The following is a 23190-nucleotide window of genomic DNA, read 5'->3' on the forward strand; positions in this document are numbered from 1 at the left end:
ACGCTTAATGGCCTATCTTGCCCCAAGTGAATTCGTGCCCAAGCTGATTGAAGCGGGCGAATCCAAGATCATGATGTCGACCAAGGACACGCTGATCCGCGCCTTCATGGCAGGCGCAATCCTGGCACTGGCGGCAGCATTTGCCGTGACGATCAATGTCCAGACCGGCCAGCCGCTGGCGGGCGCGGTGCTGTTTCCGGTGGGGTTCTGCTTGCTCTATCTGCTCGGCTACGACCTGCTCACCGGCGTATTCGTGCTCGCCCCGCTGGCGGTATGGGCCAAGCGTCCGGGGTGCACCTGGGGCGGCGTGCTGCGCAATTGGGGGCTGGTGTTCGTGGGCAATTTCGCCGGCGCGCTGACCACTGCGGTGATGATGGCGATCTACTGGACTTTCGGCTTTGCCGCCGAGGTTGATCCGGTCGGCCAAGCGATGGCGATCACCGGCGAAAAGCGCACGCTGGGCTATGCCGCCTATGGCGCGGCCGGGTGGCTGACTATCTTTGTGCGCGCGGTGATGTGCAACTGGATGGTATCGACCGGCGTGGTCGGCGCGAGCATGTCAAGCACGGTCAGCGGCAAGGTGATTGCAATGTGGATGCCGATCATGCTGTTCTTCTACATGGTGTTCGAACATTCGATCGTGAACATGTTCCTGTTCCCCACCGGGCTGATGCTGGGCGCCAAGTTCACGATTGCCGATTACCTGTTGTGGAATGAATTGCCGGTGGTGCTTGGCAATCTGGTCGGTGGGCTGACGTTCACCGGGCTGATGCTCTATTCGACCCACTACCGCACTTCGCCCAAGCGCAATGCAGCGGAGCTGAAGATTGCCGCCTGAACTGGCTGAACCTGTGGGGGCGGCGCAAGGCAATGCGCCGCCCGACCGGCTGACCGTGACGGTGGGGCAATATTCCTGCGCCGGGGCGAAGCCTGACAATCAGGACTTTTACGGCTGCATTCTGCCCGATGGCGACCTGCTGGCGCACAAGGGCATGGCCTTTGTGGTGGCCGACGGGATCAGCACTAGCCGCCGCGGGCGCGAGGCGGCGGAGACGGCGGTGGCCAGCTTCCTCACCGATTACTACGCCACGCCCGATGCCTGGTCGCCCCGGACCAGCGCCCAGCGGGTGATTGCAGCGATCAACAGCTGGATGCACGGCCAGAACGCGATGCTGGGCGGAATGGGCGCCGGTTACGCCGACAGCGACCGCGCGCGTGAGGCGGAGGGGCTCGTCACGACCTTCACCGCGCTGATCCTGCGCGATGCCGCCGCGCATATCCTGCACCTTGGCGATGGTGTTGCAGCGCGGGTGAACGCAAGCGGCCTTGAACGCCTGACTGAGGCGCACCGTGTGCCCGCAGGCGGCGGCGTGCACCTGCTTGCCCGCGCATTGGGCATGGGCCGCCATGTCGAGATCGATCACAGCCGCATCACGGTCCAACCCGGCGATATCCTGCTGCTGGCGACTGACGGGCTTGGCGACGGCCTGACAGACCGCGAGATTGCGCAGGCGGTGCAAGCCAACCCCGATCTCGGCGCCGCCGCCCGCTTGCTGTGCGAGGCCGCGCTGGCAGCGGGGGCCGAGGACAACCTCACCGTGCAATTGGTGCGGGTGGACAGCGTTCGCCAGCGCGCGGCAGATGATCTGGTCGCGGCCGAGGCCCAACTGCCCGATCCGCCCGAATGGCAGGCCGGGCAGGACTGTGATGGCTATACCCTGCTGCGTCCGCTGCATATCGGCGGCCGCAGCCATGTGTGGCTCGCCCGCGATACCGCCACCGGCGCTGCAGTGGCGATCAAGCGGCTATCGGCCGAGCGGGCGGGCGATCCGCAAGCACGCAGCGAGCTGCTGCTGGAGGAATGGGCGCTTGGCCGGGTGCGCAGCTCGCACGTGCTGAGCGTCCCGCCGCGCACCCGCCCGCGCCGGTTCCTGTATGCTGTCAGCGGCTATTGCGATGGCATCACGCTCGAACAATGGCAGCGCGATCACCCCCGCGCTGATATTGCTGCTGTGCGCGCAATCATCACTCAGGTGGCGCGCGGGCTGTATGCGCTGCACCGCCGCCAGATCATCCACCGCGATCTGCGCCCGGCCAATGTGATGATCGATGCCAATGGCACGGCGATCATCATTGATCTGGGATCGGCCCGGATTGATGGCATGACAGAACACGCGCCGCTGGCGGGCGAGGATGCCTTTGCCGGAACCGTGCAATTTTCCGCACCCGAACTGTATCGCGGCCTGCCCGCCAGCGAGCAGAGCGATCTCTATTCGCTCGCCGCGATGGCCTATTTCCTGCTGACCGGGCACCTGCCTTATGGCCCGCGCGCGGGCGCGGCTGACACCCTGTCGCGCCAGCGCAGCCTGCGGTATGTGCCGGTCGCGACATATCGCGATGACGTGCCTGACTGGGCCGATGCCGCGATTGCCCATGCGCTGCATGTCGAACCGCATCTGCGTTACCAGCACGTCAGCGCCTTTGTGCATGATCTCAGCGTCCCCAACACCGCGCTCACCCACCCCCAGCCTGCGCCGCTGCTGATGCGCAATCCGGTTGTGCTGTGGCAGGTGGTCAGCGCAGTGCTGGCGGCGACGCTGATGATCGCGCTGATGCGGTGATCATGCTGCAATGCAAAAAGGAGGTTGGCAAGCCGGTGCGACTGAGGTAGTTTCCAATCCGTCAGCGTTCCAACGAGGGAACGCGCCTGACCTTACTCTCTCCCCATCACAACGTGGCAATGGCGCCGCCGGTCCTTCGGATGACCTGGCGGCTTTTTTGCGTGCGTTGTCGGCACAGGATTACAGCGCATGAACGCGATTTTCCCCTTCCCCGATACGCCCGGCAGCCGCGAAAAGCTGGTGGTGATCGGCAATGGCATGGCCGGGTGCCGCGCGGTTGAAGAGGTGCTGGCCCGCGCGCCCGGCCGGTTCGACATCACCATCATTGGGGCCGAACCGCGGGTCAATTACAACCGCATCATGCTGTCACCCGTGCTGGCGGGCGAGAAGGCATTTGACGACATCATCATCAATGGCCCGCAGTGGTATGCGGACAATGCCATCGCGCTTATCAGCGGCGATCCGGCGGAGAGGATCGACCGCGAGGCGCACACTGTCGTCACGCGTGGGGGCTTGGTGCTGCCGTATGACAGGCTGGTGATCGCCACCGGCTCTGATCCCTTCATCATCCCGGTGCCGGGGCATGATCTGGCCGGCGTCGTCACCTTCCGCGATCTGGATGATGTGGACCGCATGATCGCCGCTGCCGAAGCGGGCGAGACCGAAGGCAGCAACGCCGCTGTGGTCATCGGCGGGGGCCTCTTGGGGCTGGAGGCAGCGCATGGTCTTGCCCTGCGCGGAATGCAGGTGACCGTGGTGCACCTGATGTCCACCCTGATGGAGCGCCAGCTGGATGAAGCGGCCGGATGGCTGCTGCGGCAGGAACTCGAACGGCGCGGGCACACCATCCTCACCAGCGCCAACACCAAGGCGATCCTTGGCGCGGCGGGCCGGGTGGCAGGCATCGTGCTGGAGGACGGCACCCGCATCCGCGCTGACCTGGTGGTGATGGCGGCCGGGATCAAGCCTTCGGTGGCGCTGGCGAAAGCGGCGGGCCTTGCCTGCGAGCGCGGCATTGTCGTGGATGATAACATGGTCACCAGCGACCATGCGATCCTTGCGGTGGGCGAATGCGTCCAGCATCGCGGGGCGTGTTATGGTCTGGTCGCGCCTATCTGGGAGATGTGCCGCGCGCTGGCCGACCACCTGACCGGCAGCGGGGATGGAGGCGCTGGCTACGAGGGTTCGGTCACCTCGACCAAGCTCAAGGTGTCCGGCATCGATGTGTTCTCCGCAGGCGATTTTTCGGGCGGTGAGGGGTGCGAGGATATCGTCATGCGCGATGCGGCGCACGGCATCTACAAGCGGCTCGTCATCAAGGACAACCGGCTGATCGGTGCGGTGCTCTATGGCGATACGGCAGACGGCAACTGGTATTTCGATCTGCTGCGCAAGGGCGAGGATATCGCCGTCATCCGCCAGTCGCTGATCTTCGGGCAGGCCTATGCGGCAGGCGGGGCGGGCGGCGATCCGCACGCCGCCGTCGCGGCGCTCGCCGATGATGCCGAGGTGTGCGGCTGCAACGGTGTCTCCAAGGGCGCCGTCATCTGCGCCATCAATGACGGCGCGCACAGCGTCGCCGCCGTCCGATCGACCTGCAAGGCTTCGGCCAGCTGCGGCTCGTGCACCAATATCGTCGAAAGCCTGCTGGCGCTGACCCTCGGCGCCGAGGTCGAGGCGGGGCCAAAGACGCTGTGCGGCTGCACCAGCTTCACCCATGATGACGTGCGCCGCTTGATCCTGGAGCGCGATCTGAAGCTGATCCCGCAGGTGATGCAGGAGCTGCACTGGTCCACCCCCGAAGGCTGTGCATCCTGCCGCCCGGCGCTCAATTACTACCTGCTGTGCGCCTGGCCGGGCGAATATGCGGATGACGAGACCAGCCGCTTCGTCAACGAACGGCTCCATGCCAATATCCAGAAGGATGGCACATACTCCGTCGTCCCGCGCATGTGGGGCGGCATCACCTCTCCCCGCGAATTGCGGGCGATTGCCGACGTGGTGGAGAAATACAACGCCCCGATGGTCAAGGTCACCGGCGGGCAGCGGCTCGATATCTTCGGCATCAGGAAAGAGGATCTGCCCGCTGTCTGGGCCGATCTGAACGCCGCAGGGATGGTATCGGGCCACGCCTATGGCAAGGCGCTGCGCACGGTGAAGACCTGCGTGGGCAGCGAATGGTGCCGCTTCGGCACGCAGGATTCGACCGGGCTGGGCGTGAAAATCGAACAGGCCACCTGGGGCAGCTACATGCCGCACAAGTTCAAGATCGCCGTCAGCGGCTGCCCGCGCAACTGTGCCGAGGCGACAATCAAGGACTTCGGCATCGTCTGCGTTGACAGCGGCTATGAACTCCATGTCGGCGGCAATGGCGGGATCAAGGTGCGGGTCACCGATCTTTTGTGCAAGGTCGAGACCGAAGCCGAGGCGATGGAGCACTGCCTCGCCTTCATCCAGCTCTACCGCGAGGATGCGCATTACCTCGAACGCACCGCGCCGTGGATCGAACGCAGGGGCCTGGAATGGCTGAAAGCGCAGCTGTTCACTGATCCTGACCGCATCAGCAGGCTGGCTGCGCGGTTCCGGCTGTCGCAGAAATATTGGCAGATCGACCCCTGGGCAGGCCGCGCAGCGGGCGCGCATCACGATCTGCACCAGCACCTTGCCGAAGTCCGCCCGCTTGATCTGGAGAAGGCACAATGAACAGCGATACTGTGGGCCAATGGCTCGATATCGGACCCGTCACCCAGATCAAGGCTGGCAGCGCCCGCACGCTTCCGGTGGCAGGGGGCGAGGAGATCGCGGTGTTCCTGACCACCCGCGGGGAATATTTCGCGCTGGTCAACAAATGCCCGCACAAGCACGGGCCCTTGAGCGAAGGTCTGGTGCATGGCGACAGCGTCACCTGCCCGCTGCACAGCTGGCGCATCTCACTGCGCACGGGCGAGGCGCTGGGCGATGACCGGGGGTGCACGCCAACAATCCCGTTAAAGGTGGAAAGTGGGCGCATTTTCCTGCTGCGCGAAGCGGTTTTGGCGCCGCGCCGTCAGGCTGAGGCAGGCACGTGCGCCTTGGATACCGCCGCATGATCGCGCCGGGCGAGGTGTGGCTGGTGGGCGCGGGCCCCGGCGATCCCGATCTGCTGACGGTAAAGGCCGCGCGCCTGATCGCATCGGCCAGCGTGGTGTTCCACGATGCGCTGGTTGGCCCCGGCGTGCGCGATCTGATCCCAGCGGGCGTGCGCCGGGTGTCGGTGGGCAAGCGGTCAGGCCGCCATTCCAAACCTCAGGAAGCGATCGACGCGCTGCTGGTCGCCGCCGCGCTGGCGGGCGAGCGGGTGGTGCGGTTGAAGGGCGGCGATCCCGCCATCTTCGGGCGGGCAGCAGAAGAGCTCACCGCCTGCCGGGCCGCAGGCGTGCGGACGCACATCTGCCCCGGTGTGACCGCCGCCAGCGCGGCGGCCGCCAGCCTTGGCACGTCGCTGACCCTGCGCGGGCTGGCCCGGCGCCTGACCTTCGTAACCGGCCATGCGCGCGGCACCGAACCGCTAGATCTCGATTGGAGCGCGCTCGCCGATCCTGCCGCGACCCTGGCGATCTACATGGGCAAAGCGGCAGCCCCGCTGGTCGCCCGCGAATTGCAGCGCGCTGGCCTAGCTTGCGATACGCCGGTGGCGATGGTCGAAAACGCCAGCCTGCCGGAGGAACGGATCTTCACCACCTGCCTCGAACTGCTGCCGCTCGCCGCACGGACTGCGCTGGGGGATGGTCCGGCGCTGATTCTGGTGGGAGCCGCGATGTCGCTTGCGCGCGCACCTGCTGCACAGGACAACCGAAGCGAAGGAACCGCAGTCTGCGTCCCGGCAGAGCGCCTTGCGAGAGGGGCTATCCCTCTCGCCGGAACACACACCAGATGAACTTCTGCGCAGCGCCCCACGGGGTGAGGTGTTCCTCACGCCAGTCGTCGAGCACCGTGAACTCGCTTCCGATTGCAGCGGCTAGGCTTGCCGCATCATGGCGCTGCACTGCCAGGCCGCTGCATTTTTCTGGCCCATCGGGCGCGAAGGTGGCAATGATGACGAGTGCATCGGGCGCGGTTCCGGCCAGCAAAGCGCGCCGATAGGCGTCCCGTTGCTCAGGCTCGGTTAGGAAATGGAAGACGGCCCGGTCATGCCATACCCCGTAGCGATGTGCCGGGTTCCAGCGGGTTATGTCGGCGATCTCCCAGTGGACGCCGGCTGCCGCCTCGCCCAGTCGGGCTTGCGCCGCCTCCAGTGCCGGGGCGGCAATATCGACCACGGACACATCGCTCCACCCGTTTGCCAGCAAGGCGTCGACGAGATTGGAGGCGCCCCCTCCGATGTCGACGAAAGGTGTCGTGTGGGGCACATCAAAGCGTACAAGCGCGGCAAGCGAAGGGCGCGGTTCGCTCTGGAACCAGCTGACCTCGCTGGGTGCCTTGTTGGAATAGACCCGATCCCAGTGCTGCTGGGGTTCTTCTGTCATTGTGCGCCTTCCTTCATGAGCATCCGATCGGCCACTTCGCTTGCAGCAGCGGCCGCGAGCAGACCCAGCAGAACCGAGGCGACCATCTGGCTCGACCAGTGCCCGCCGAGCACCACCCGGGCTGCCGCTCCGGCGAAGATTAGAGCGAGCGCAAGGGCGCGCAGCCAACTCGCCGACCTGCCCGATGCTGCCGCAAAGACAACCACGCCGAAGATGCTGCCATAGACCAGCCCGAAGGTGGAGGGCAGCCCGCTCGAACTGCTGGCGCTGGCAACGGCAACCAGATCCGCCGAAGGCCGCGGCGCAAAGATCACAGCGCGCAAGCCCTTGTCGATCAGCCAGGCGAGGCCGAAGGCAAGCGGCACCGAAAGCGCTGAGCGCCAGCCAGCAGCAAGCCATGCCAGCCCGGCCCCCACCCCAATAGTTGCAATCACCATTGGTGGCTTGGCCGTGTCGGTCAGCCATCCAGCCCAACGCGGCGCATTGCCAAACAGCGATTGCAATGTGCGCGTAGCCCCGACGTCACCGGGCAATGGCCCCTGAACTGCGAGGCAGGCTCCGCCAACGGCAAAGGCCAACAAGGTAAGGATCAAGAGCCGATTTGCAGAATGTCCCTTCACGCCATCGCCGCCCGATACCTTGCGTCAACCACCTCCCAATCGAGGTTGGCCATGAAGGCATCGACATATTTCGCTGCCGCCGCGCCGTAATCCATGTGAAAGCTGTGCTCATACATATCGAGCGCGATCAGCGGCGCGCCGGTGGCTGCACCATGCATGTGATCGAAGGCCCAGTAGTTGTGCAGTGACCGGGTGTGGCGGTTGTAGCTGAGGATGCACCAGCCAGATCCGCCAGCCAGCGACATGGCGGTGCGGCGGAATTCGGACTGCCACGCATCAAAGCTCCCGAACCAGTCATCGAGCGCCTCGTAAATCGAGCCGCCCGGATTGCCGTTGCCACCAAGTGCATCGAAGTAATATTCGTGCAGCACCACCGATCCAGTGCGGTGCAGTTCCTCGCGCTTCAGCCCGGCATAGGCGACGGGTGGGAAATCGGGATCAGCCATCGCGGCGGCAAGGCGGGTCTCGATGGTGTTGAGCCCGCGCACCGAACCTTGGTAATTGTTCTCCCAGTGCGATGTAATCAGCCGCTCGGACAGGCCGGTGAGCTTGGCCGGGTCGAACCGCAGCGGTTTGGGGGTGTGCTTGCCGGCAAAGGCAGCGGCGCGGGAAGCGGCTGCGGCAGGGTCTTGCGCCGAGGCTGCGCTCGCCGTTCCTGCCAGCGCGATACCCGTGGCCGATAATGCTGCCGTGCCGATGGCTTGCCTGCGTGTGATGATGCTCAAGTCGTCCTCCTCAGATTGCCAAGACCATAACCATGCCGCCCAGCGCCGCGGCTACCAGAACCCGCAGCACCGACCATTTGAGCCCGAACACTAGCACGCAGGCAATCGCCGCCAGCACGCCTGCGCGCCACTCGAAGCTCGCCGGGTCCGGCCAATATAACCGCAGCGGGCCGAATTGGCGCTGGCCCACCTCGGTAAACAGCACATGCAGCGCAAACCATGCCGTAAGGTTGGCGATGACCCCAACGACCGCCGCCGTGACCGCCGCGAGCCCACCCTTGAGGCGCACGGCATTGCCAAGCCGGTCGATCCAAGGCGCAAGCGCGAAGATCCACAGAAAGCACGGCGCAAAGGTCACCCATGTCGTCAGGCCCGCACCCAGCAATCCGGCGACGAATGGCGAGAACGGCTCCGGCGCGCGGAAGGCAGCGAGATAGCCGACGAATTGCGTCACCAGGATCAGCGGCCCCGGCGTCGTTTCCGCAAGGCCAAGCCCATCGGCCATCTCACCGGGACGCAGCCACCCGAACCCCTGCACCGCTTCCTGCGCCATATAGGCGAGCACCGCATAAGCCCCGCCAAAGGTGACGATGGCGAGCTGCGAGAAGAACGCGCCGATGTCCCACAGCACATGATCCTGCCCCAGCGTCAGCGCGATCAGCAGCATCGGCGCACCCCACACCGCGCCCCACAGGGCAATCGACAGGATCGTGGTGCGCCAAGGTCGATCAGGCAGGACTTCGCCAACCTTGCCGGGCTTGAGCGCTAACAGGTCAGGCCGCTTGGCAGCCACCGCCATGCCGATCACCCCGGAGCCGAGCACGATCAGCGGAAACGGCAGATCGAACAGGAACAGGCCGACAAACGCGGCCACCGCCAGCGCACGCTTCAATCCCGTATCGAGCGCACGCCCGGCAATCCGCAACAAGGCCTGCACCACAATCGCCAGCACCGCCGCTTTCACGCCGAGAAACAGCGCCTCGACCCATGCAAGGTTGGCCGCAATCGCATACAGCATCGACAGCCCGAGAATGACGAGCGCGCCCGGAATGACAAACAGCAATCCCGCCGCCAGCCCGCCGCGCCAGCCATGCAGCCGCCACCCGATCCATGTGGCGAGCTGCTGCGCTTCGGGGCCGGGAAGCAGATGACAGAAATTGAGCGCGTGGAGGAAATCCTCCTCGGCCACCCATTTGCGCTCTTCCACCAATTCCCGGTGCATCAGCGCGATCTGCCCAGCAGGCCCGCCAAAGCTGAGCAGCCCGATGCGGGTAAACGCCCGCAGCAGGTCGGTGAAGGTAATAGAGGGTGTGAGAACCGATGACGCCAAGACGACCTCGCACGGATGGCCTCGCCAACAACGGCAAGGCTACGAGGCAACGCTTGGGCTTTTCTCGGCCTGAACGGGAGGTTGCTTCGCCCCGTCGCCGCAGGCTTAGAATGCGGCGCAAGTCTCGGCAAGGTCGAAACGGAAATTCCGCTATCCACCCACGAGCTGCCATGAGCCGGGCGGATGCGCGATCCCGAAAGCGGTCTTGCAGCTTTGCCTCGCTTCTGAAAAATTGCTGCCATTCAGGAAGCGACCCCATATTTGCCGTGAGCAAATGCGGTCCATTCATCCAATCGGATTACGGGCGACTTACATACCTCCGCTCTCCTGCCTTCCGCATCTCGTTTAGTGTTGAGGTCAATGAAGGGGCGGTTGAGGCGAGAATTGTCAGTGACGCCAATCTCGTCTTTGACCCGGATCACCGGGGAGCTGATGGTTTTGCGAAGACAATTTGCACTGCTCGAAGCGACGAGGAGCTTACCGGATAGCTGTGTAACTATATCTTTGATCACGGCGGATACAGCAGTATGGTCCACCCAGTGGCACAGCGCCTCTTTCTATATCTTGCGGCCTTTTTGGTCGCAATGCTCCCCGTAGAGGCAACCTATGCAGCGAACGGTTGCGCACCCATGGCAGAGATGGCCGCAGATGCAGGCGAATGCGGCGATTGCATGGATGATGAGCGCGGGCAGTGTCAGAGCTATTGCTTGGCCATGTGCCAGATGCTTCCGGCAGAGCGCATTTCGTCGCTCGAGCCCCGTGATTTATCGCCACTCACGTTTCTTGCGCTTCTTGGAAAGTTTCCGCCTCTACCTATTGGAGGGCCGGAGCCACCGCCTCCCCGAATGCTCCGCTGATCCACGCAATTAAATTTCAACGGAGATAACATCATGAAGAAGTACATCATCACGGCAGCAGTGCTGCTCGGTTCCAGCTCGGCCGCTTTTGCCGCCGCGCCGGATCAGGTCGCATCGCTGGCCATGTCCTGCTGCGACCTCGTGCTCGCATGCTGCGAGGCTGCAATGGACTGCTGCCCGTAAGGGACTAGCCAAGACATAAGGGCGGGCGTCTGGTCACTGACCGGGCGCCCGCTTTTTTGTGATCTCTTCGCTGCGCGCGGTTCGCTTATGCTAACGAGCACGGGGCCAGGGTCTCGATGATTTTGCAGTCGGCGACTGTCCCGTGGCGGCAGGAACCGACCACCCGGTCGAGCTCGCCGCGCAACGCGCTCAGATCGGCGATCTTGCGGTCGATTTCGGTGAGGTGGACGCGCGCGATTTCGTCGATTGCATCGCAGGATTGGGACTTGTCATCCGACAGCGTGAGCAGTTCGCGAACCGCTTCGAGCGTGAAACCGAGATTGCGGGCGCGGCGGATGAACGACAGACGCGCCAGATGATCATGGCCGTAAGCACGATAGTTGGCGCTGGTCCGCGCAGGCGGCAACAACAGCCCGATCTTTTCATAATAGCGCACCGTCTCGACCTTGGTCGCCGTGGCGCTTGCCAGTTCGCCAATTTTCATTGCCACTCCTTCGGGGTTGACCCTGTAGTTGCTACAGGGTGTAGATAGAGTGCCGACTCGCAGATTGTCGAGAAGGTAAGATAATGGCTGATGATTGCTGCAAGGCCGCGTGCGGAACGACCGCAACGCTGAATGACCCGCGCTGGCGCAGGGCATTGTGGATCGCGCTTTTTGTGAACTCTGGCATGTTCGCGGTGGAAATGGCGGCCGGGGCCGCTGCTGACAGCCGCGCATTGCAGGCTGATGCGCTCGATTTTCTGGGCGATGCCGCCAATTATGCGATCAGCCTGCTGGTCGCCGGCATGGCGCTGGCATGGCGGGCGCGGGCCGCGCTGGCCAAGGGTCTTACCCTCATCGGTCTGGGTGGCTGGGTGATGATCACGGCCGTTCTGGCAGCGCTTGGCGGCGCTGCACCCGAGCCTGAATTGATGGGGATCATCGGTGCGCTCGCGCTCGCGGCCAACACCGGTGTCGCCATCATGCTCTATCGCTTCCGCACCGGAGACGCGAACATGCGTTCGGTCTGGATTTGCTCGCGCAATGACGCGATCGGCAATATCGCCGTGATGGCGGCTGCACTTGGCGTGTTCGGCACCGGGACGGCCTGGCCCGACCTTGTTGTTGCAGCGATCCTGGCGCTGCTTGGGATCAGCGGCGGCATTCAGATTGTCCGGCAGGCGCGGCTTGAATTGCGGAGCGTTGCGGCATGAAGGTTTCCCGATCGACACATATTGCGCTCAAGCCGGAAACTGTCTGGGCAGAAGTCCAGAAGGCGGGCCTGTTGCAGCATATTGCTTGGCCGCTGGTGCGCTTCATCCCGATCGACGACGCGGCGTTCGAAAGCTTTCGACCGGGCGGGCGCTACGAGGTCAAGCTCCGCCTCTTTGGCATAATTCCGTTCGGGACACAGTGGATTGTGACGTCCACGCACGATGCTGACGGCACCGACTGGCCAAAACGACTGCGTGACAACGGGCACAGTGCCCTCATTTCCAGGTGGGATCATTGGATCACCGTCATGCCGGAACCAAACGGCGGGACGCATTACAGCGACGAGGTCGAAGTTTCGGCCGGAGCCCTGACCCCGTTCATCTGGGCCTTCGCGCAAATCTTCTATTGGCACCGGCAGCGGCGCTGGCGGGGGCTTGCCAACAGCTTTACTGCGCGGCGGGTGATCGCGGCCGAAATGGCGGCATACCGGTCAGCGGTAAAAGCAGGCGACGATGATCGTGCGTGGCACCATCTGGAGCGGGTTCATATCGTTTCGCAGCCCTATCTTGGCCCACATCTCGCCAGTCATGGCGCCATGCTGGGATTTGCGATCCGACGGCGCGATTGGAGCGAAGTTATGGGCCAGATAGTCCGGATTATTCTGGCACCAATTGGCGCGGTGACGGGACGGCTGCCGGTCGGCAATACCGGACGATCGAATGTGAGCGCTTTTGCGCCAATGCCAGTGCCGGATGATCTTCAACTGGAAATTGATCAGCCTGATCAAGGAAGCAGATGATGCCAGATCGTGCTCAGTTACGGCGTGATAATATAACCTTATATATTACCGAGATATTTCGGCCTTGCTCCACCCATTTGCCAATGTTATTGGCGCCATCGCGTTCATGAAGCTTGCACTCCGCCCTGTTGCCCTGCGCCCTCTTGCCATACTTCTGGCGCTGATGATGCTTGTCTTGGCAACGGTCGCTGATGCCGCAACCTGCGGGACTGAAGCCGGATTTACGGACGGGTCTGAAATTGCGATCACCTCGCTTCAGGCGGAAGCACACGACGAGACTGATCAGGGCGATCCCGATGCTCCTGTCGAGCAGCACGGCGTATGCGCTCACGGTCATTGCCACCACGGTTCCAACGTAGAGGGCGCCGCAGTTGGTATCGAGAGCCCGGAACTTTTGGCGGTGCATTTGTCGGCACGCTTTGACCGCTTGCCGTCGGTTGATCGCGAGATAGTGAGCCCCCCTCCTCGAGTCTGACGCTCCACGCGCGCCGGAATGATTTCCGGTGCCGTTTTTGAACGTCAGCAGAGGAAGTCATCCAAAATGTCAGTCATATTATGGCGGGGCGCCCTGATTGCAGGGTTGGCCTTCGCCACGTTATCGGAGCCTGCCGCTGCGCAGGAGCCACAGGTGGTGTCGCTCGACGAAGCGCTCGACCGCAGCGGTGTTACAGATAGCTCCGCGTTTGCCGACAGTAATCCGCGCCTTATCGGGCCGCGCGCTGAAACTGAGGCAGCACAGGCGCTCATCGGTCAGGCGCGCTTGCGGCCCAATCCGCAGGTCTCTCTCGAAGCTGAGGATTTTGCCGGTAGCGGCGCCTTCTCCGGCTTACGTGCGACACAAATCACCTTGTCGGTTGGCCAGCAGCTTGAACTTGGCGGGAAGCGGGGTGCGCGGATCGCAGCAGCCGAGGCCCAGGCCGACCTTGCAACCCTGAGGGCCAACCTCTCGCAGGCGGAGCTCGGGTTTGTGGTGCGCGAGCGCTATATCGCAGCCGTTGCAGCCGTATCGCGCCTTGATCTTGCCCGCGATATCGTCGCGCGCAACGAGGAACTGGCGCGCATTGCGAACCTGCTGGTGGAGGTCGGCCGCGAGCCGCCGCTGCGAGCCTTGCGGGCGCAAGCCGCGCTCGCTGAAGCGCAGGCTGAGCTCCAAGCTGCGCAAGCGGCCAGCCTTGCTGCACGAACAGGCCTAGCCGCTTTGTGGAGCGAGCAGGCAGCGCCGCCTGTGGTGCCGAGTGAGTTTCCCACCATTGCACCGCCAGACCAGATAATGGCAGCCAGTGCGCCATTGCAGTTGGAATTTGCGCGGGCAAACACAGCTGCCGCATCCGCAGAAATAGCGCGGGAACGCAGCTTGCGCATCCCGGACCCAACCATCTCGGCCGGCGTGCGGCGGTTCGAGGAGAGCAACGCCAATGCCTTCATTGTCGGCGTCTCGATCCCGCTTCCATTCAGCAATCGTAATCAGGGCAATATCGCTTCTGCCGAAGCCAATCTGCGCGCAGCAACTGCCCGCGAAGCTGTTGCGCTCGCGGATTACGAACAGGCCGTTGCCCGCGCACGCGCCGCCTACCTTGCTGCTGAGGGGCGCGTTGAAACCCTTTCCGCAACATCTCTGCCACAGGCCGAAGAAGCTCTGAGGCTCGTCCGCATCGGCTACAGCAATGGCCGCTTTCCGCTGATCGAAGTGCTGGCCGCCGCCGATGCCCGCGATGCAATCCGTGAGGCGCTGATCGCTGCGCAGCAGGACCGGGGACAGGCCGCCGCCGAACTTATCAGGCTAGCTGCACAATGAGGAATATTGTCATGAACCGCAGAACGCTGGCGATTGTCGCCGCGATTGTAATCGCCGCCGCAGCGTTGCTGTATTTTATCTGGCCCGCGAACGAGGCTGCTGTCCAGCAAGACGATGAGGTGGCCGAAATCGCCTTGCCGGAAGGTCTTGTCCTGATCGGTGATGAACAACTGCGCGCTGCCAAGATCAGAATAGAGACTGTGCAGTCCGGCGCCGCCGTTGAACTGGTCTTTCCCGCGACGGTTGCGGCCAGTCCGGCTGCCACTGCACGGATTGATGCACGCGCTACCGGTGTGGTTCGCAGTATCAGCAAGACATTGGGTGACTATGTCAGCCAGGGCGAGACGGTCGCCCGGATCGAAAGCGCTGATGCTGCTGCGCTCGCTTCGCAATTGAGTGCAGCGCGCGCGCGGGTGACGGCGCTTTCTTCTGCCTATGACCGTGAGCGACGCTTATTCGAGGGGAACGTCACGGCGAGACAGGATCTTGAAGCTGCCAGGGCCGATCTTGATGTCGCCCGTTCCGAACTGTCCCGTGCACAGGCCGCTGTCTCGGCAGCGGGGGTAAGCGGGGATGGCCGCTCACTGGCTGTTACCAGCCCCATATCTGGCCGTGTGACAACTGCGCCCATCGTGCTTGGTTCATATGTGGATGCCGGTGAGGAACTGTTTCAGGTCATCAATCCCGATGGTTTGCAGATCGAGGTCGCTTTGCCATCTGCCGATGCTGTCCGGATCAAGCCCGGCGATGAAGCTGCTCTCATTGTCGGCGATGGACGGGAAATCGGAGCGCGCGTGCGCTCGGTGACACCGTCGCTCGACCCTGAAAGCCGCAGTGCAACTGCCATTCTCAATCTTCCGGGAAGCGTTTCTGGCCTCCAGCCCGGATCTTTCCTGCAGGCCCGCATCCGTCCTTCCGGCGAAGTGGATCAGCGCAGCATCGCTGTTCCTGAAGATGCCGTCCAGGTCGTTGACGGCAAAGACGTCGTGTTTGTTCGAACCCGCCGCGGGTTCCAGGCGCGTGAGGTGGAGACAGGCAACCGCTCGGGCGGAATGGTGACGATCCTTTCCGGTCTGAGCGCCGGACAAGCCGTCGCGACTGAAAACGCCTTTCTGCTGAAAGCTGAACTCGAAAAGGGGGAAGCCGAACATGGGCATTGATCAAACCACGGCTCCCTCACACGAGGATAGTCCGAACCACGGCAATGATGGTGGCCACGGCGTCATCGGCATGGTTCTCGACATTGCGGTACGGTTTCGCTGGGGGATCATCGTTCTGACCATCCTTGCGGCGATCTATGGCGCATTCAATCTGGTCCGGCTGCCGATCGATGCGGTTCCCGACATCACCAACACGCAGGTCCAGATCAACACCAGCGCGCCCGCGCTTTCGCCTTCGCAGGTCGAAACGCAGGTGACGTTCCCGATCGAGACCGGCCTTGCGGGGATCGAGGGGCTGGAAATGACCCGCTCGATTTCGCGCAACGGCTTCAGCCAGGTTACAGCGATCTTCGAGGAAGGGACCGACATCTACTTTGCTCGCAGCCAGGTGAACGAGCGGCTTGCACCGATTGGTGCATCGCTGCCCGAAGGCGCGGAACCCACCATGGGGCCGATTTCGACCGGCCTTGGCGAAGTGCTTATGTATACGATCGAATATGAGCATCCCGGAGGCAAGGATGCGGCAACAGGTGGGCGAACGGGCTGGCAGTCCGACGGCAGCTTCATTACCGAGCGCGGCGACCGGCTCGACAGCGAGGTGGCCAAGGCCGCCTATCTGCGCACCGTGCAGGACTGGGTCGTGGCTCCACTCATGCGGTCCATCGATGGCGTTGCCGGGGTCGATTCCATCGGTGGCTTCGAAAAGCAGTATCTGGTGCAGCCTGATCCGGCGCGGCTTACCGGCTACGGCCTGTCATTCAATTCGCTGATTAAAGCGCTGGAAGCAGCCAATCTGGCGGCCGGAGCCAACTTCGTTGACCGAGCGGGTGAGGCATTGCTGGTGCGCGTCGATGCCCGGCTTGACGGTGTCGAGGCGATCAAGGAGGCTGTGGTGGCGACCCGCGAGGGCGTTCCCATCCGCATCGGTGATGTGGCCGATGTGGCCATTGGCGGCGATCTGCGCACCGGAGCGGCATCGCTCAACGGCGAAGAGGCAGTCGTCGGCACGGTTCTGATGCGCGCAGGCGAGAACAGCCGGACCGTGGCCGCAAACTCCGCGACACGGCTTGAGGAGGTGCGCGCATCGCTGCCCGAAGGTGTGGTGGCCGAGATCGTCTACAACCGCTCGTCACTGGTCGATGCCACGATCGCAACCGTGGAGAAAAACCTGCTCGAAGGGGCCTTGCTGGTCATCGCTGTGCTGTTTCTGCTGCTTGGCAATATTCGGGCAGCAATCATCACGGCGCTGGTCATCCCGTTCTCGATGCTGCTCGCAGCGGTGGGGATGAACCGGCTCGGTGTGTCCGGCAATCTGATGAGCCTCGGCGCATTGGACTTTGGGCTGATCGTCGATGGCGCGGTCATCATTGTCGAGAACAGCGTCGCGCGCTTGGCTGCACGGCAGCATCGTGAAGGGCGCTTGCTAACGCTCGGGGAACGCCTGACCGAAACCCGCCTTGCGGCACAGGAAATGATTAAACCTACCGTTTACGGCCAGGCGATCATCTTCCTTGTTTTTGCCCCGCTGCTCACCTTCACCGGCGTCGAGGGCAAGACGTTCTCGCCGATGGCGATCACTATGATGCTGGCGCTGGCATCGGCCTTCGTGCTGTCGCTGACCTTTGTCCCGGCGATGATCGCAGTGCTGCTCAACAAGAAGCTGACCGAGAAGGAAGTAAAGCCGATTGTCTGGGCAAAGGAGCGGTATGGTCCGGCCTTGCGCAAGGCGATTGCCCGGCCTTGGCCGGTAATCGGAGCTGGCGCTGGAGCCTTTGCACTTGCAGCAGTGGTGTTCACCTTCCTCGGCAGCGAGTTCACCCCGCAGCTCGACGAACGCGATCTGGCGGTTCAATCGTTGCGCATATCGCTGTCGCCGGAATAGCGCTGTATGGCGGTATCGATATCCTGCGGGACGCCCACATGGACGTCCATGATGAGGATGGCACAGAGCATGAGAAGGGTGATCAGTTCAAACTGTGATCGACGATCCGTCTTCCCTCGTTCAAGCTGGGCGCGGCCCCCACAGAATAATCGACGCCCCTAATAAGCAGATGGCCACTCCGATGATGTCCCAACGATCAGGTTCGATTCCCTCAGCCATCCAAAGCCAACCCAGCGCTGAAAGAATATAGATCCCACCGTAAGCCGCGTAGGTGCGACCGGCATGCTCAGCCTCGACGAGCGTGAGCAGGTAGGCAAAAAGGCACAGCGACAGAACGCCAGGGATCAGCCAGATCGGTGTGCGATCAAGGCGCAGCCAAGCCCAAAATGCGAAGCAACCCGCGATCTCGGCCAGTGCCGCACCGATGTATATCAAATAGGTCATCGCGGCGCCTGTCTGACAGGCACGGACGGGTGTGGCAATCATTCGGAACCCATGGCAGGTTTCCACCCAGTTGCAGCCATGAGCGGGGCTGACGCGCGACCCCAAAAGCAGACGTTTAGCCGCTGATCGTGAATGATGGGCTCTGAGTCAAAGTCTGCCGATGCCGCAGTCTGATCGGACTACCACATACACCAACTCGTCGCCTGAGGGCTGCCGCTATTGTCGATGATAGGGCTCGCACCCGACCCCATCGCCGTCGCCATCAAGCCGCTCCGAAAAGCCAGCCTCATGTCGATAAAGGGGCGCAACACCCGCAGCGCGGACTTCATTGCAACTCGAATAAGTGTAACCGACGGGAAGCGCATCGAGGATAGCTTGCCGCTCCTGTGCAGCCTCCAAAGCATTCGCTCCAAAGGCCAAGCCAAGCCCCGAAGCCACGGCGATCAGGCCGTAGCGCCCGGCGGTTTGCAGGGTCGTTTCGGGCACGGGCGATGGACGCCGATGAGGACGTCTGCTGGGCCGCCACTGAGGTTGGGAACGCGCCATAGAATTGAATTACAATTCAATCCTCAAGGCTCGGTTAAGTGCTCAAGGCACCGAGTCGCGCAGATTCCGGCCATAAGCGCTGACAAAACTCGACGCTGATGTTGCTGATCATCGACAAAACCGAGCTTTGGCTCCCCGCACATAAGAACTGTGCCGAACGCGATGCGTCCCGGTGCGTCCACCGCCGTCCGCGCGCCAAACGGAACGGCATTTGATCCTGTTTTGTTCTTTCCAACAGCCAGGCGTCGCACATAGCTTCTGATGGTCACTGAAGCTCAGGCAGGGGTGTCGGGTTGAATGAATGATCGTCGTGTGGCTCGCCGTGCGACGGTCAACCCGCCACTCTGGAAGGGGACGACGGCGCCAGTGACAGAACCTTGAATGAAGAGGAATCTGTCATGTCGAATACCGAACTGATCACCTGCCAGGAGGTACTGCGCCTTACCGGCATCCGCAGCCGCTCCACCATCTGGAGAAAGATGCGAAAAGGGGGCTTCCCCCATCCCGTCGACATCGGCGGGGGCCGCATTCGCTGGCGCGCCGCCGACATAGCGGAGTGGATCAACGCCCTTCCGCTGCGCCGCTACTGACCCCCTCTATTGGCGGGCGGTGGCCCGCAGAAAGCACCTTCCCTATGTCCATTTATTCCATGGTGAAAGCCGCCTTGCGCGCGCAAGGCTGGATCCTCGCCCGCGTCCCTGAAGATGACGAGCTGCACGCGGCCGAGCTGGTCGACCTTCTTACCGAGGACAACGCGGACGGACGCGCGCGGCGCTTCGCTCTTGCGCCCTGGCTGACCTTTGAGCGCCCTGTCATCGCGCGGTTTCTGGGCGAGACCTGCATCCTCACTGTCGAAGGTCCGATCTACCTCAAGGACGGCTTTGGCTATCCTCTGGGAAGCCAGATGCAGACCGAGTTTGGCTGGCTCGCCCTTGCCCCTGTGGAGACCGGTCAGCTCATCGATGAGCTGCGCGCTGCGATCGATCTGGTGCTGCTGCGGTGGTTCACGGACCCCGCAATGGTGGCCCGCCAGACGTCGTCACGGCAGCCGCGCGAGCGGTTCTTCGATGACCATCTCGCCAGGACCCAGATCCGGCTTGCGACGCCTCCCGTCCGTCACGAGGAGCAAGCCGCCGATGACCAGTAACCTCGGAAAAGCGGGAACCATGAAGGGCCACGATGCGATGCATCGGGCCCGGAAAAGGGATACACACCCCACGCACGCGTGCAGCGAGGATTTCTGCGGGTTTGACGGGATGCGGATAGCATCTCGTCTCTGCCTCGCTCTCGGCACCCACGCAATTCTGCCATTTTTCGCGATGGCGGATCGCATCGCCCCGGAGGCAGTCCGATGAGCGCGCGGGTGCAGACGGTGCGCCTCAATCCGTCGCAATACCGGGTGCTCGCCGAGTTCGCGCAGCGGCGCGGGCTCAGTCAGTACGCCATGCTTGGCCGGGTCGTCGAAGAGGGGCTTCTGGCCCTGATCCGCGGGGCCGACCGGGAGACCGATCTTGCCGAAATGGCGAGCGTGATCGGGTCGATATCGGAACGCCTTGCCGATGCCGAACGGGTTCTTGACCGCACCCTGTTCACGGCCTGCGCCGCCTAGAGCCGCGCGCGCTCGGCATAGAAGGCGTGGCGGTCGGCAAGGCCCGCCTGACGGGCCAGCGCGTCCTGTTCCGCTTCGATCCGGGCGACTTCGGCGCGGCCGATGGCGTGGATCTCCTGCGCGGTCATGTCGGTGGTGGTGACGAGCTTCAGCTGCGCGGCGTAGTAGGCGTCGCCGCCCGGCAGTGTGAGCGCGCCGACCTTGCCGCTCGGCGCGTCGGGCAGGCTGGCCTCGGCCCAGGCGACGACGCGTTCGTAGGCGGGCGCAAGCGCGAGGATCGCCGCGCGCGCCTCGCCGAGCAGCGTGTCGGCCTCGGCCTGGGGGAGCTTGCCGGCGGCAACCAGCGCGGCGGTCTTGGCCTTGACGTCGGCCCACAGCGCCGCGTCCGGACCTTCGCCATAGGGCGCACCCGAGATCAGCTTGCGGCTGCCCGTCATCACCGTCTCGATCTGGAAGCGCGGCGGCTTGATCCCGGCCTCCTGGCTCGCCCTGGTGCGCTCGATCGCGCGGTCGAGCAGCGCGGGCATCCCGCGCAGACGGGCGATGTAGTTCCTGAGATCCGTCGCGTCCGCCACGGTGTGGGTGTTGACGAGGAAATCGGGCAGCTGGCTGTGCGCCGAGTAAAGGCGCGAATAGAACGGCGGGCGATAGATCCGGTTGGCGAAATCGACCTCGGCCCGTTCGGCCTCCAGCGCCCAGATGTCGAAATTGACCTGCGCCTCGGGCGAGAGTTTCGCGCGGTCGAAGGAGGCGCGCATCTTCGCGACGCTGGCCTTGCGCCACTCGACCTCGGCGCGGGTGGCCTCCTCGCTGGTGTCGTTCCAGCGGTCGCCGCCCTGCTTGAGCCCGAGCCGGGTGGCAAGCTGAGGCTGGCGCGCGAGATATTCCTCGAACGCGGCATCGAGGAAGGCGGTGAGGCGCGCATCCTCGCTCTGCGTGGCGGTGTCGGCGGTTGCGGTCTGCGCCGCTGCGGGCAGTGCGGGGAGCGTCACCGCGGCGAGCGCCACGGCGAGGCTGGTCGAAAGCTTGTGCATCATCTCGGGTCCCTTGTCGCGCCCGTTGCGGCGCCTGAAGGGGGCCTAGCGGGCAACGGAATCCGGATGAAGCCCCGTTCGTCGAGCCGCGTCGCCCGTTCAGCCGAAGGGCAGGTCGAGCGCCTCGGCGACCGCGCGGTGGGTGATCCGGCCGCCCGCGACGTTGAGCCCTGCGGCAAGGTGCGGATCGGCGGCCATCGCCTCTTCCGCACCCAGGTTGGCAAGCTTCATCACATAGGGCAGCGTCGCATTGCCGAGCGCCATGGTCGAGGTCCGCGCCACGGCGCCGGGCATGTTGGCGACGCAGTAATGGATCACCCCGTCGACGAGGAACACCGGGTCCTCGTGCGTGGTGGCATGGCTCGTCTCGAAACAGCCGCCCTGGTCGATGGCGATGTCGACCACCACCGCGCCCGGGCGCATCGAAGCGATCATCGCGCGCGTCACCAGCCTGGGCGCAGCCGCCCCCGGGACCAGCACCGCGCCGATCACGAGGTCGGCCCCGGCCACTGCCTCGGCAATCGCGACCGAGGAGGAGAATGCGGTGCGGATGGTGTTGCCGAACATCATGTCGAGCTCGGCCAGACGGCGGTGCGAGATGTCGAAGATCGTCACGTCGGCGCGCAGGCCCACGGCCATCTGCGCCGCGTTCACCCCGGCGACCCCGCCGCCGAGGATCACCACCTTGCCCGGCTCAACCCCCGGCACCCCGCCGAGCAGCACGCCGCGACCGCCCTGATGCTTTTCGAGATAATGCGCGCCGCATTGCACGCTCATCCGTCCGGCGACTTCGGACATGGGCTTCAGGAGCGGCAGCGAGCCGTCGGGCGCGGTGACAGTCTCGTACGCGATGCAGGTCGCGCCCGATGCCATCAGCCCTTCGGCTTGCGGCTTGTCGGCGGCGAGGTGGAGATAGGTGAAGAGCAGGTGATCCTCGCGCAGCATCGCGACTTCGCCGGGCTGCGGCTCCTTGACCTTCACGATCATGTCGGCGCCCGCGAACACGGCGGCGGCATCGGGCAGGATCGTCGCGCCCGCAGCCTCGTAGGCGGCATCGGTGAAGTCGACGCCGAGGCCCGCGCCGCTCTGCACCACCACGGCATGGCCCGCACCGGTAAGCTCGGCGACGGCACCCGGAGTGAGGCCGACGCGATATTCGTTGTTCTTGATCTCGGTGGGGACGCCGACGCGCATGGAGGTCTCTCCTGATGTCTCTCTGGCGCGGCATGTAGCAGAAGGTGAATGCGGGTTCTTCGCAATCATCGGCGCCGCCCTGCGACCCTGCGGGATTTTCTTGCACTCGGGGCGCTCTCGATGCAGGAATTCAGCATATGGACCGGATCGACCGGAAGATTCTCGATCTGCTGGCGGCTGACGCGCAGCTCACCGGCGAACAGATCGGCGAGCGCGTCGGCCTCAGCCCGTCCGCCGCGCACCGCCGCGTCAAGGCGCTCGAGGAGGCCGGCGCGATTCTCGGCTACCGGGCGCGCCTCTCGCGCGCGGCGCGCGGCAATCCCTCGACAGTCTTCGTGCAGGTCACGCTCACGGACCAGCGCCAGGCAACCATGCTCGCCTTCGAGGAGGCGCTGGCGCGCACCGAACAAGTGGCCGAGGCCTATCTGATGAGCGGCCCTTCGGACTATCTCGTGAAGGTGCTGGTGCGCGACGACGATAGTTACGAGCGAATCCACCGCGAGATCCTGTCGGCGCTCCCGGGGGTGCAGCGGCTCGTCAGCCAGTTCACGATCCGCACGCTCGAAAGCGACGACTGAGCCAATTGTCGCCGCCTTGCGGCAAGTATGCGACAAATGTGGCAATCGGTTGAAAGATGCCCCTTTCCAGAAACGCCAGGTTTCGTCCCCACAGCCCTTGTTTTTCGCGGCGG

At 63.9% G+C, this 23190-nt stretch carries 24 protein-coding genes and 2 pseudogenes; 17 read left to right on the plus strand and 9 right to left on the minus strand.

Annotated elements, in window-relative coordinates; all coding sequences use genetic code 11:
• The first annotated feature begins 7 nt into the window (after positions 1–7).
• From ACMX37_RS15740 to cobA, 5 genes are all read left to right on the plus strand, one after another.
• Positions 8–838: a formate/nitrite transporter family protein gene (locus tag ACMX37_RS15740; RefSeq protein ID WP_073976567.1), complete on the plus strand. Its 831-nt coding sequence runs from the start codon at positions 8–10 to the stop codon at positions 836–838.
• Entirely contained in the window at positions 828–2621 is a 1794-nt protein-coding gene (locus ACMX37_RS15745) for a bifunctional protein-serine/threonine kinase/phosphatase (RefSeq protein WP_483146829.1), read from the plus strand. The genes ACMX37_RS15740 and ACMX37_RS15745 overlap by 11 nt, the downstream gene beginning before the upstream one ends.
• A gap of 189 nt (positions 2622–2810) precedes the next feature.
• Positions 2811–5324 carry a nitrite reductase large subunit NirB gene (gene nirB / locus ACMX37_RS15750; RefSeq protein ID WP_483146830.1) on the plus strand — a complete coding sequence of 838 codons (2514 nt, stop codon included), beginning with the start codon at positions 2811–2813 and terminating at the stop codon, positions 5322–5324.
• Positions 5321–5710 carry a nitrite reductase small subunit NirD gene (nirD, locus tag ACMX37_RS15755; protein ID WP_073976339.1) on the plus strand — a complete coding sequence of 130 codons (390 nt, stop codon included), beginning with the start codon at positions 5321–5323 and terminating at the stop codon, positions 5708–5710. The genes nirB and nirD overlap by 4 nt, the downstream gene beginning before the upstream one ends.
• Entirely contained in the window at positions 5707–6537 is an 831-nt protein-coding gene (gene cobA / locus ACMX37_RS15760) for a uroporphyrinogen-III C-methyltransferase (protein ID WP_483146831.1), read from the plus strand. The genes nirD and cobA overlap by 4 nt, the downstream gene beginning before the upstream one ends.
• On the opposite strand, the gene ACMX37_RS15765 is transcribed toward cobA, so the two are convergent.
• The 4 genes from ACMX37_RS15765 to chrA form a co-directional block, all read right to left on the minus strand.
• A complete protein-coding gene (locus ACMX37_RS15765; RefSeq protein WP_483146832.1) occupies positions 6506–7126 on the minus strand; it encodes a methyltransferase domain-containing protein in 621 nt (206 codons plus the stop codon). The genes cobA and ACMX37_RS15765 overlap by 32 nt on opposite strands.
• Positions 7123–7659 carry a phosphatase PAP2 family protein gene (locus ACMX37_RS15770; protein ID WP_483146833.1) on the minus strand — a complete coding sequence of 179 codons (537 nt, stop codon included), beginning with the start codon at positions 7657–7659 and terminating at the stop codon, positions 7123–7125. Before ACMX37_RS15770 ends, ACMX37_RS15765 begins: the two co-directional genes overlap by 4 nt.
• A gap of 83 nt (positions 7660–7742) precedes the next feature.
• Positions 7743–8471: a superoxide dismutase gene (locus ACMX37_RS15775; RefSeq protein ID WP_483146834.1), complete on the minus strand. Its 729-nt coding sequence runs from the start codon at positions 8469–8471 to the stop codon at positions 7743–7745.
• A gap of 10 nt (positions 8472–8481) precedes the next feature.
• The gene (chrA, locus tag ACMX37_RS15780) at positions 8482–9801 is read right to left on the minus strand and encodes a chromate efflux transporter (protein WP_483146835.1); all 1320 of its coding nucleotides are present in this window, start codon (positions 9799–9801) and stop codon (positions 8482–8484) included.
• 890 nt (positions 9802–10691) lie between these two features.
• On the opposite strand from chrA, the gene ACMX37_RS15785 reads away from it, so the two are divergent.
• Entirely contained in the window at positions 10692–10841 is a 150-nt protein-coding gene (locus ACMX37_RS15785; protein ID WP_155644913.1) for a hypothetical protein, read from the plus strand.
• 85 nt (positions 10842–10926) lie between these two features.
• Here the strand turns inward: ACMX37_RS15785 and ACMX37_RS15790 are convergent, their stop codons facing one another.
• Entirely contained in the window at positions 10927–11325 is a 399-nt protein-coding gene (locus tag ACMX37_RS15790) for a MerR family transcriptional regulator (protein ID WP_120222559.1), read from the minus strand.
• Positions 11326–11408: 83 nt separating this feature from the next.
• Between ACMX37_RS15790 and ACMX37_RS15795 the strand changes: the two genes are divergently transcribed.
• The 7 genes and pseudogenes from ACMX37_RS15795 to ACMX37_RS15825 form a co-directional block, all read left to right on the plus strand.
• The gene (locus ACMX37_RS15795) at positions 11409–12035 is read left to right on the plus strand and encodes a cation efflux transmembrane domain-containing protein (protein ID WP_483146836.1); all 627 of its coding nucleotides are present in this window, start codon (positions 11409–11411) and stop codon (positions 12033–12035) included.
• Positions 12032–12835 (plus strand): DUF3703 domain-containing protein, encoded by an 804-nt coding sequence (locus ACMX37_RS15800; protein ID WP_231726152.1) that lies wholly within the window; start codon positions 12032–12034, stop codon positions 12833–12835. Before ACMX37_RS15795 ends, ACMX37_RS15800 begins: the two co-directional genes overlap by 4 nt.
• Positions 12836–12941: 106 nt before the next feature.
• Entirely contained in the window at positions 12942–13310 is a 369-nt protein-coding gene (locus ACMX37_RS15805; RefSeq protein ID WP_156437800.1) for a hypothetical protein, read from the plus strand.
• 156 nt (positions 13311–13466) lie between these two features.
• Complete coding sequence (locus ACMX37_RS15810) at positions 13467–14630, plus strand: TolC family protein (RefSeq protein WP_483146837.1); 1164 nt, start codon at positions 13467–13469, stop codon at positions 14628–14630.
• The gene (locus ACMX37_RS15815) at positions 14627–15790 is read left to right on the plus strand and encodes an efflux RND transporter periplasmic adaptor subunit (RefSeq protein WP_483146838.1); all 1164 of its coding nucleotides are present in this window, start codon (positions 14627–14629) and stop codon (positions 15788–15790) included. The genes ACMX37_RS15810 and ACMX37_RS15815 overlap by 4 nt, the downstream gene beginning before the upstream one ends.
• 70 nt (positions 15791–15860) lie before the next feature.
• A pseudogene (locus ACMX37_RS15820) lies at positions 15861–17654 on the plus strand (efflux RND transporter permease subunit); the annotation flags it as partial.
• Positions 17642–17770 (plus strand): annotated as a pseudogene (locus ACMX37_RS15825) (cation transporter); the annotation flags it as partial. The pseudogenes ACMX37_RS15820 and ACMX37_RS15825, both read left to right, overlap by 13 nt.
• A 22-nt stretch (positions 17771–17792) precedes the next feature.
• On the opposite strand, the gene ACMX37_RS15830 reads toward ACMX37_RS15825, so the two are convergent.
• Both ACMX37_RS15830 and ACMX37_RS15835 read right to left on the minus strand, forming a co-directional pair.
• The gene (locus ACMX37_RS15830; protein ID WP_483146839.1) at positions 17793–18116 is read right to left on the minus strand and encodes a YnfA family protein; all 324 of its coding nucleotides are present in this window, start codon (positions 18114–18116) and stop codon (positions 17793–17795) included.
• Between the two features lie 216 nt (positions 18117–18332).
• On the minus strand, positions 18333–18602 hold the full coding sequence (locus ACMX37_RS15835; protein ID WP_483146840.1) for an excalibur calcium-binding domain-containing protein: 270 nt from the start codon (positions 18600–18602) through the stop codon (positions 18333–18335).
• A gap of 458 nt (positions 18603–19060) precedes the next feature.
• Between ACMX37_RS15835 and ACMX37_RS15840 the strand changes: the two genes are divergently transcribed.
• From ACMX37_RS15840 to ACMX37_RS15850, 3 genes are all read left to right on the plus strand, one after another.
• Complete coding sequence (locus ACMX37_RS15840; RefSeq protein ID WP_483146841.1) at positions 19061–19252, plus strand: helix-turn-helix transcriptional regulator; 192 nt, start codon at positions 19061–19063, stop codon at positions 19250–19252.
• Positions 19253–19296: 44 nt separating this feature from the next.
• The gene (locus tag ACMX37_RS15845; RefSeq protein WP_483146842.1) at positions 19297–19809 is read left to right on the plus strand and encodes a hypothetical protein; all 513 of its coding nucleotides are present in this window, start codon (positions 19297–19299) and stop codon (positions 19807–19809) included.
• Positions 19810–20013: 204 nt separating this feature from the next.
• Complete coding sequence (locus tag ACMX37_RS15850) at positions 20014–20271, plus strand: hypothetical protein (RefSeq protein WP_483146843.1); 258 nt, start codon at positions 20014–20016, stop codon at positions 20269–20271.
• Here ACMX37_RS15850 and ACMX37_RS15855 read toward each other — a convergent pair.
• Both ACMX37_RS15855 and ald read right to left on the minus strand, forming a co-directional pair.
• Complete coding sequence (locus ACMX37_RS15855; protein ID WP_483146844.1) at positions 20268–21308, minus strand: DUF885 domain-containing protein; 1041 nt, start codon at positions 21306–21308, stop codon at positions 20268–20270. The two genes, ACMX37_RS15850 and ACMX37_RS15855, sit on opposite strands and share 4 nt — an antisense overlap.
• 96 nt (positions 21309–21404) lie before the next feature.
• Positions 21405–22499, minus strand: coding sequence for an alanine dehydrogenase (ald, locus tag ACMX37_RS15860; RefSeq protein ID WP_483146845.1), 1095 nt, complete (start codon positions 22497–22499; stop codon positions 21405–21407).
• 137 nt (positions 22500–22636) lie between these two features.
• On the opposite strand from ald, the gene ACMX37_RS15865 reads away from it, so the two are divergent.
• A complete protein-coding gene (locus tag ACMX37_RS15865) occupies positions 22637–23077 on the plus strand; it encodes an Lrp/AsnC family transcriptional regulator (protein ID WP_483146846.1) in 441 nt (146 codons plus the stop codon).
• The last annotated feature ends 113 nt before the right edge of the window (positions 23078–23190 follow it).

Source organism: Porphyrobacter sp. THAI-01a, assembly GCF_056868655.1.

What these genes read in the sequence shown, in the direction of transcription:
- ACMX37_RS15740 (WP_073976567.1), top strand. Translation starts at nt 8, where the DNA reads ATGGCCTATCTTGCCCCAAGTGAATTCGTGCCCAAGCTGATTGAAGCG.
- nirB (WP_483146830.1), top strand. Translation starts at nt 2,811, where the DNA reads ATGAACGCGATTTTCCCCTTCCCCGATACGCCCGGCAGCCGCGAAAAG.
- nirD (WP_073976339.1), top strand. Translation starts at nt 5,321, where the DNA reads ATGAACAGCGATACTGTGGGCCAATGGCTCGATATCGGACCCGTCACC.
- cobA (WP_483146831.1), top strand. Translation starts at nt 5,707, where the DNA reads ATGATCGCGCCGGGCGAGGTGTGGCTGGTGGGCGCGGGCCCCGGCGAT.
- ACMX37_RS15765 (WP_483146832.1), bottom strand. Translation starts at nt 7,126, where the DNA reads ATGACAGAAGAACCCCAGCAGCACTGGGATCGGGTCTATTCCAACAAG.
- ACMX37_RS15785 (WP_155644913.1), top strand. Translation starts at nt 10,692, where the DNA reads ATGAAGAAGTACATCATCACGGCAGCAGTGCTGCTCGGTTCCAGCTCG.
- ACMX37_RS15790 (WP_120222559.1), bottom strand. Translation starts at nt 11,325, where the DNA reads ATGAAAATTGGCGAACTGGCAAGCGCCACGGCGACCAAGGTCGAGACG.
- ACMX37_RS15795 (WP_483146836.1), top strand. Translation starts at nt 11,409, where the DNA reads ATGGCTGATGATTGCTGCAAGGCCGCGTGCGGAACGACCGCAACGCTG.
- ACMX37_RS15800 (WP_231726152.1), top strand. Translation starts at nt 12,032, where the DNA reads ATGAAGGTTTCCCGATCGACACATATTGCGCTCAAGCCGGAAACTGTC.
- ACMX37_RS15805 (WP_156437800.1), top strand. Translation starts at nt 12,942, where the DNA reads ATGAAGCTTGCACTCCGCCCTGTTGCCCTGCGCCCTCTTGCCATACTT.
- ACMX37_RS15815 (WP_483146838.1), top strand. Translation starts at nt 14,627, where the DNA reads ATGAGGAATATTGTCATGAACCGCAGAACGCTGGCGATTGTCGCCGCG.
- ACMX37_RS15830 (WP_483146839.1), bottom strand. Translation starts at nt 18,116, where the DNA reads ATGACCTATTTGATATACATCGGTGCGGCACTGGCCGAGATCGCGGGT.
- ACMX37_RS15840 (WP_483146841.1), top strand. Translation starts at nt 19,061, where the DNA reads ATGTCGAATACCGAACTGATCACCTGCCAGGAGGTACTGCGCCTTACC.
- ACMX37_RS15845 (WP_483146842.1), top strand. Translation starts at nt 19,297, where the DNA reads ATGTCCATTTATTCCATGGTGAAAGCCGCCTTGCGCGCGCAAGGCTGG.
- ACMX37_RS15850 (WP_483146843.1), top strand. Translation starts at nt 20,014, where the DNA reads ATGAGCGCGCGGGTGCAGACGGTGCGCCTCAATCCGTCGCAATACCGG.
- ACMX37_RS15855 (WP_483146844.1), bottom strand. Translation starts at nt 21,308, where the DNA reads ATGATGCACAAGCTTTCGACCAGCCTCGCCGTGGCGCTCGCCGCGGTG.
- ald (WP_483146845.1), bottom strand. Translation starts at nt 22,499, where the DNA reads ATGCGCGTCGGCGTCCCCACCGAGATCAAGAACAACGAATATCGCGTC.
- ACMX37_RS15865 (WP_483146846.1), top strand. Translation starts at nt 22,637, where the DNA reads ATGGACCGGATCGACCGGAAGATTCTCGATCTGCTGGCGGCTGACGCG.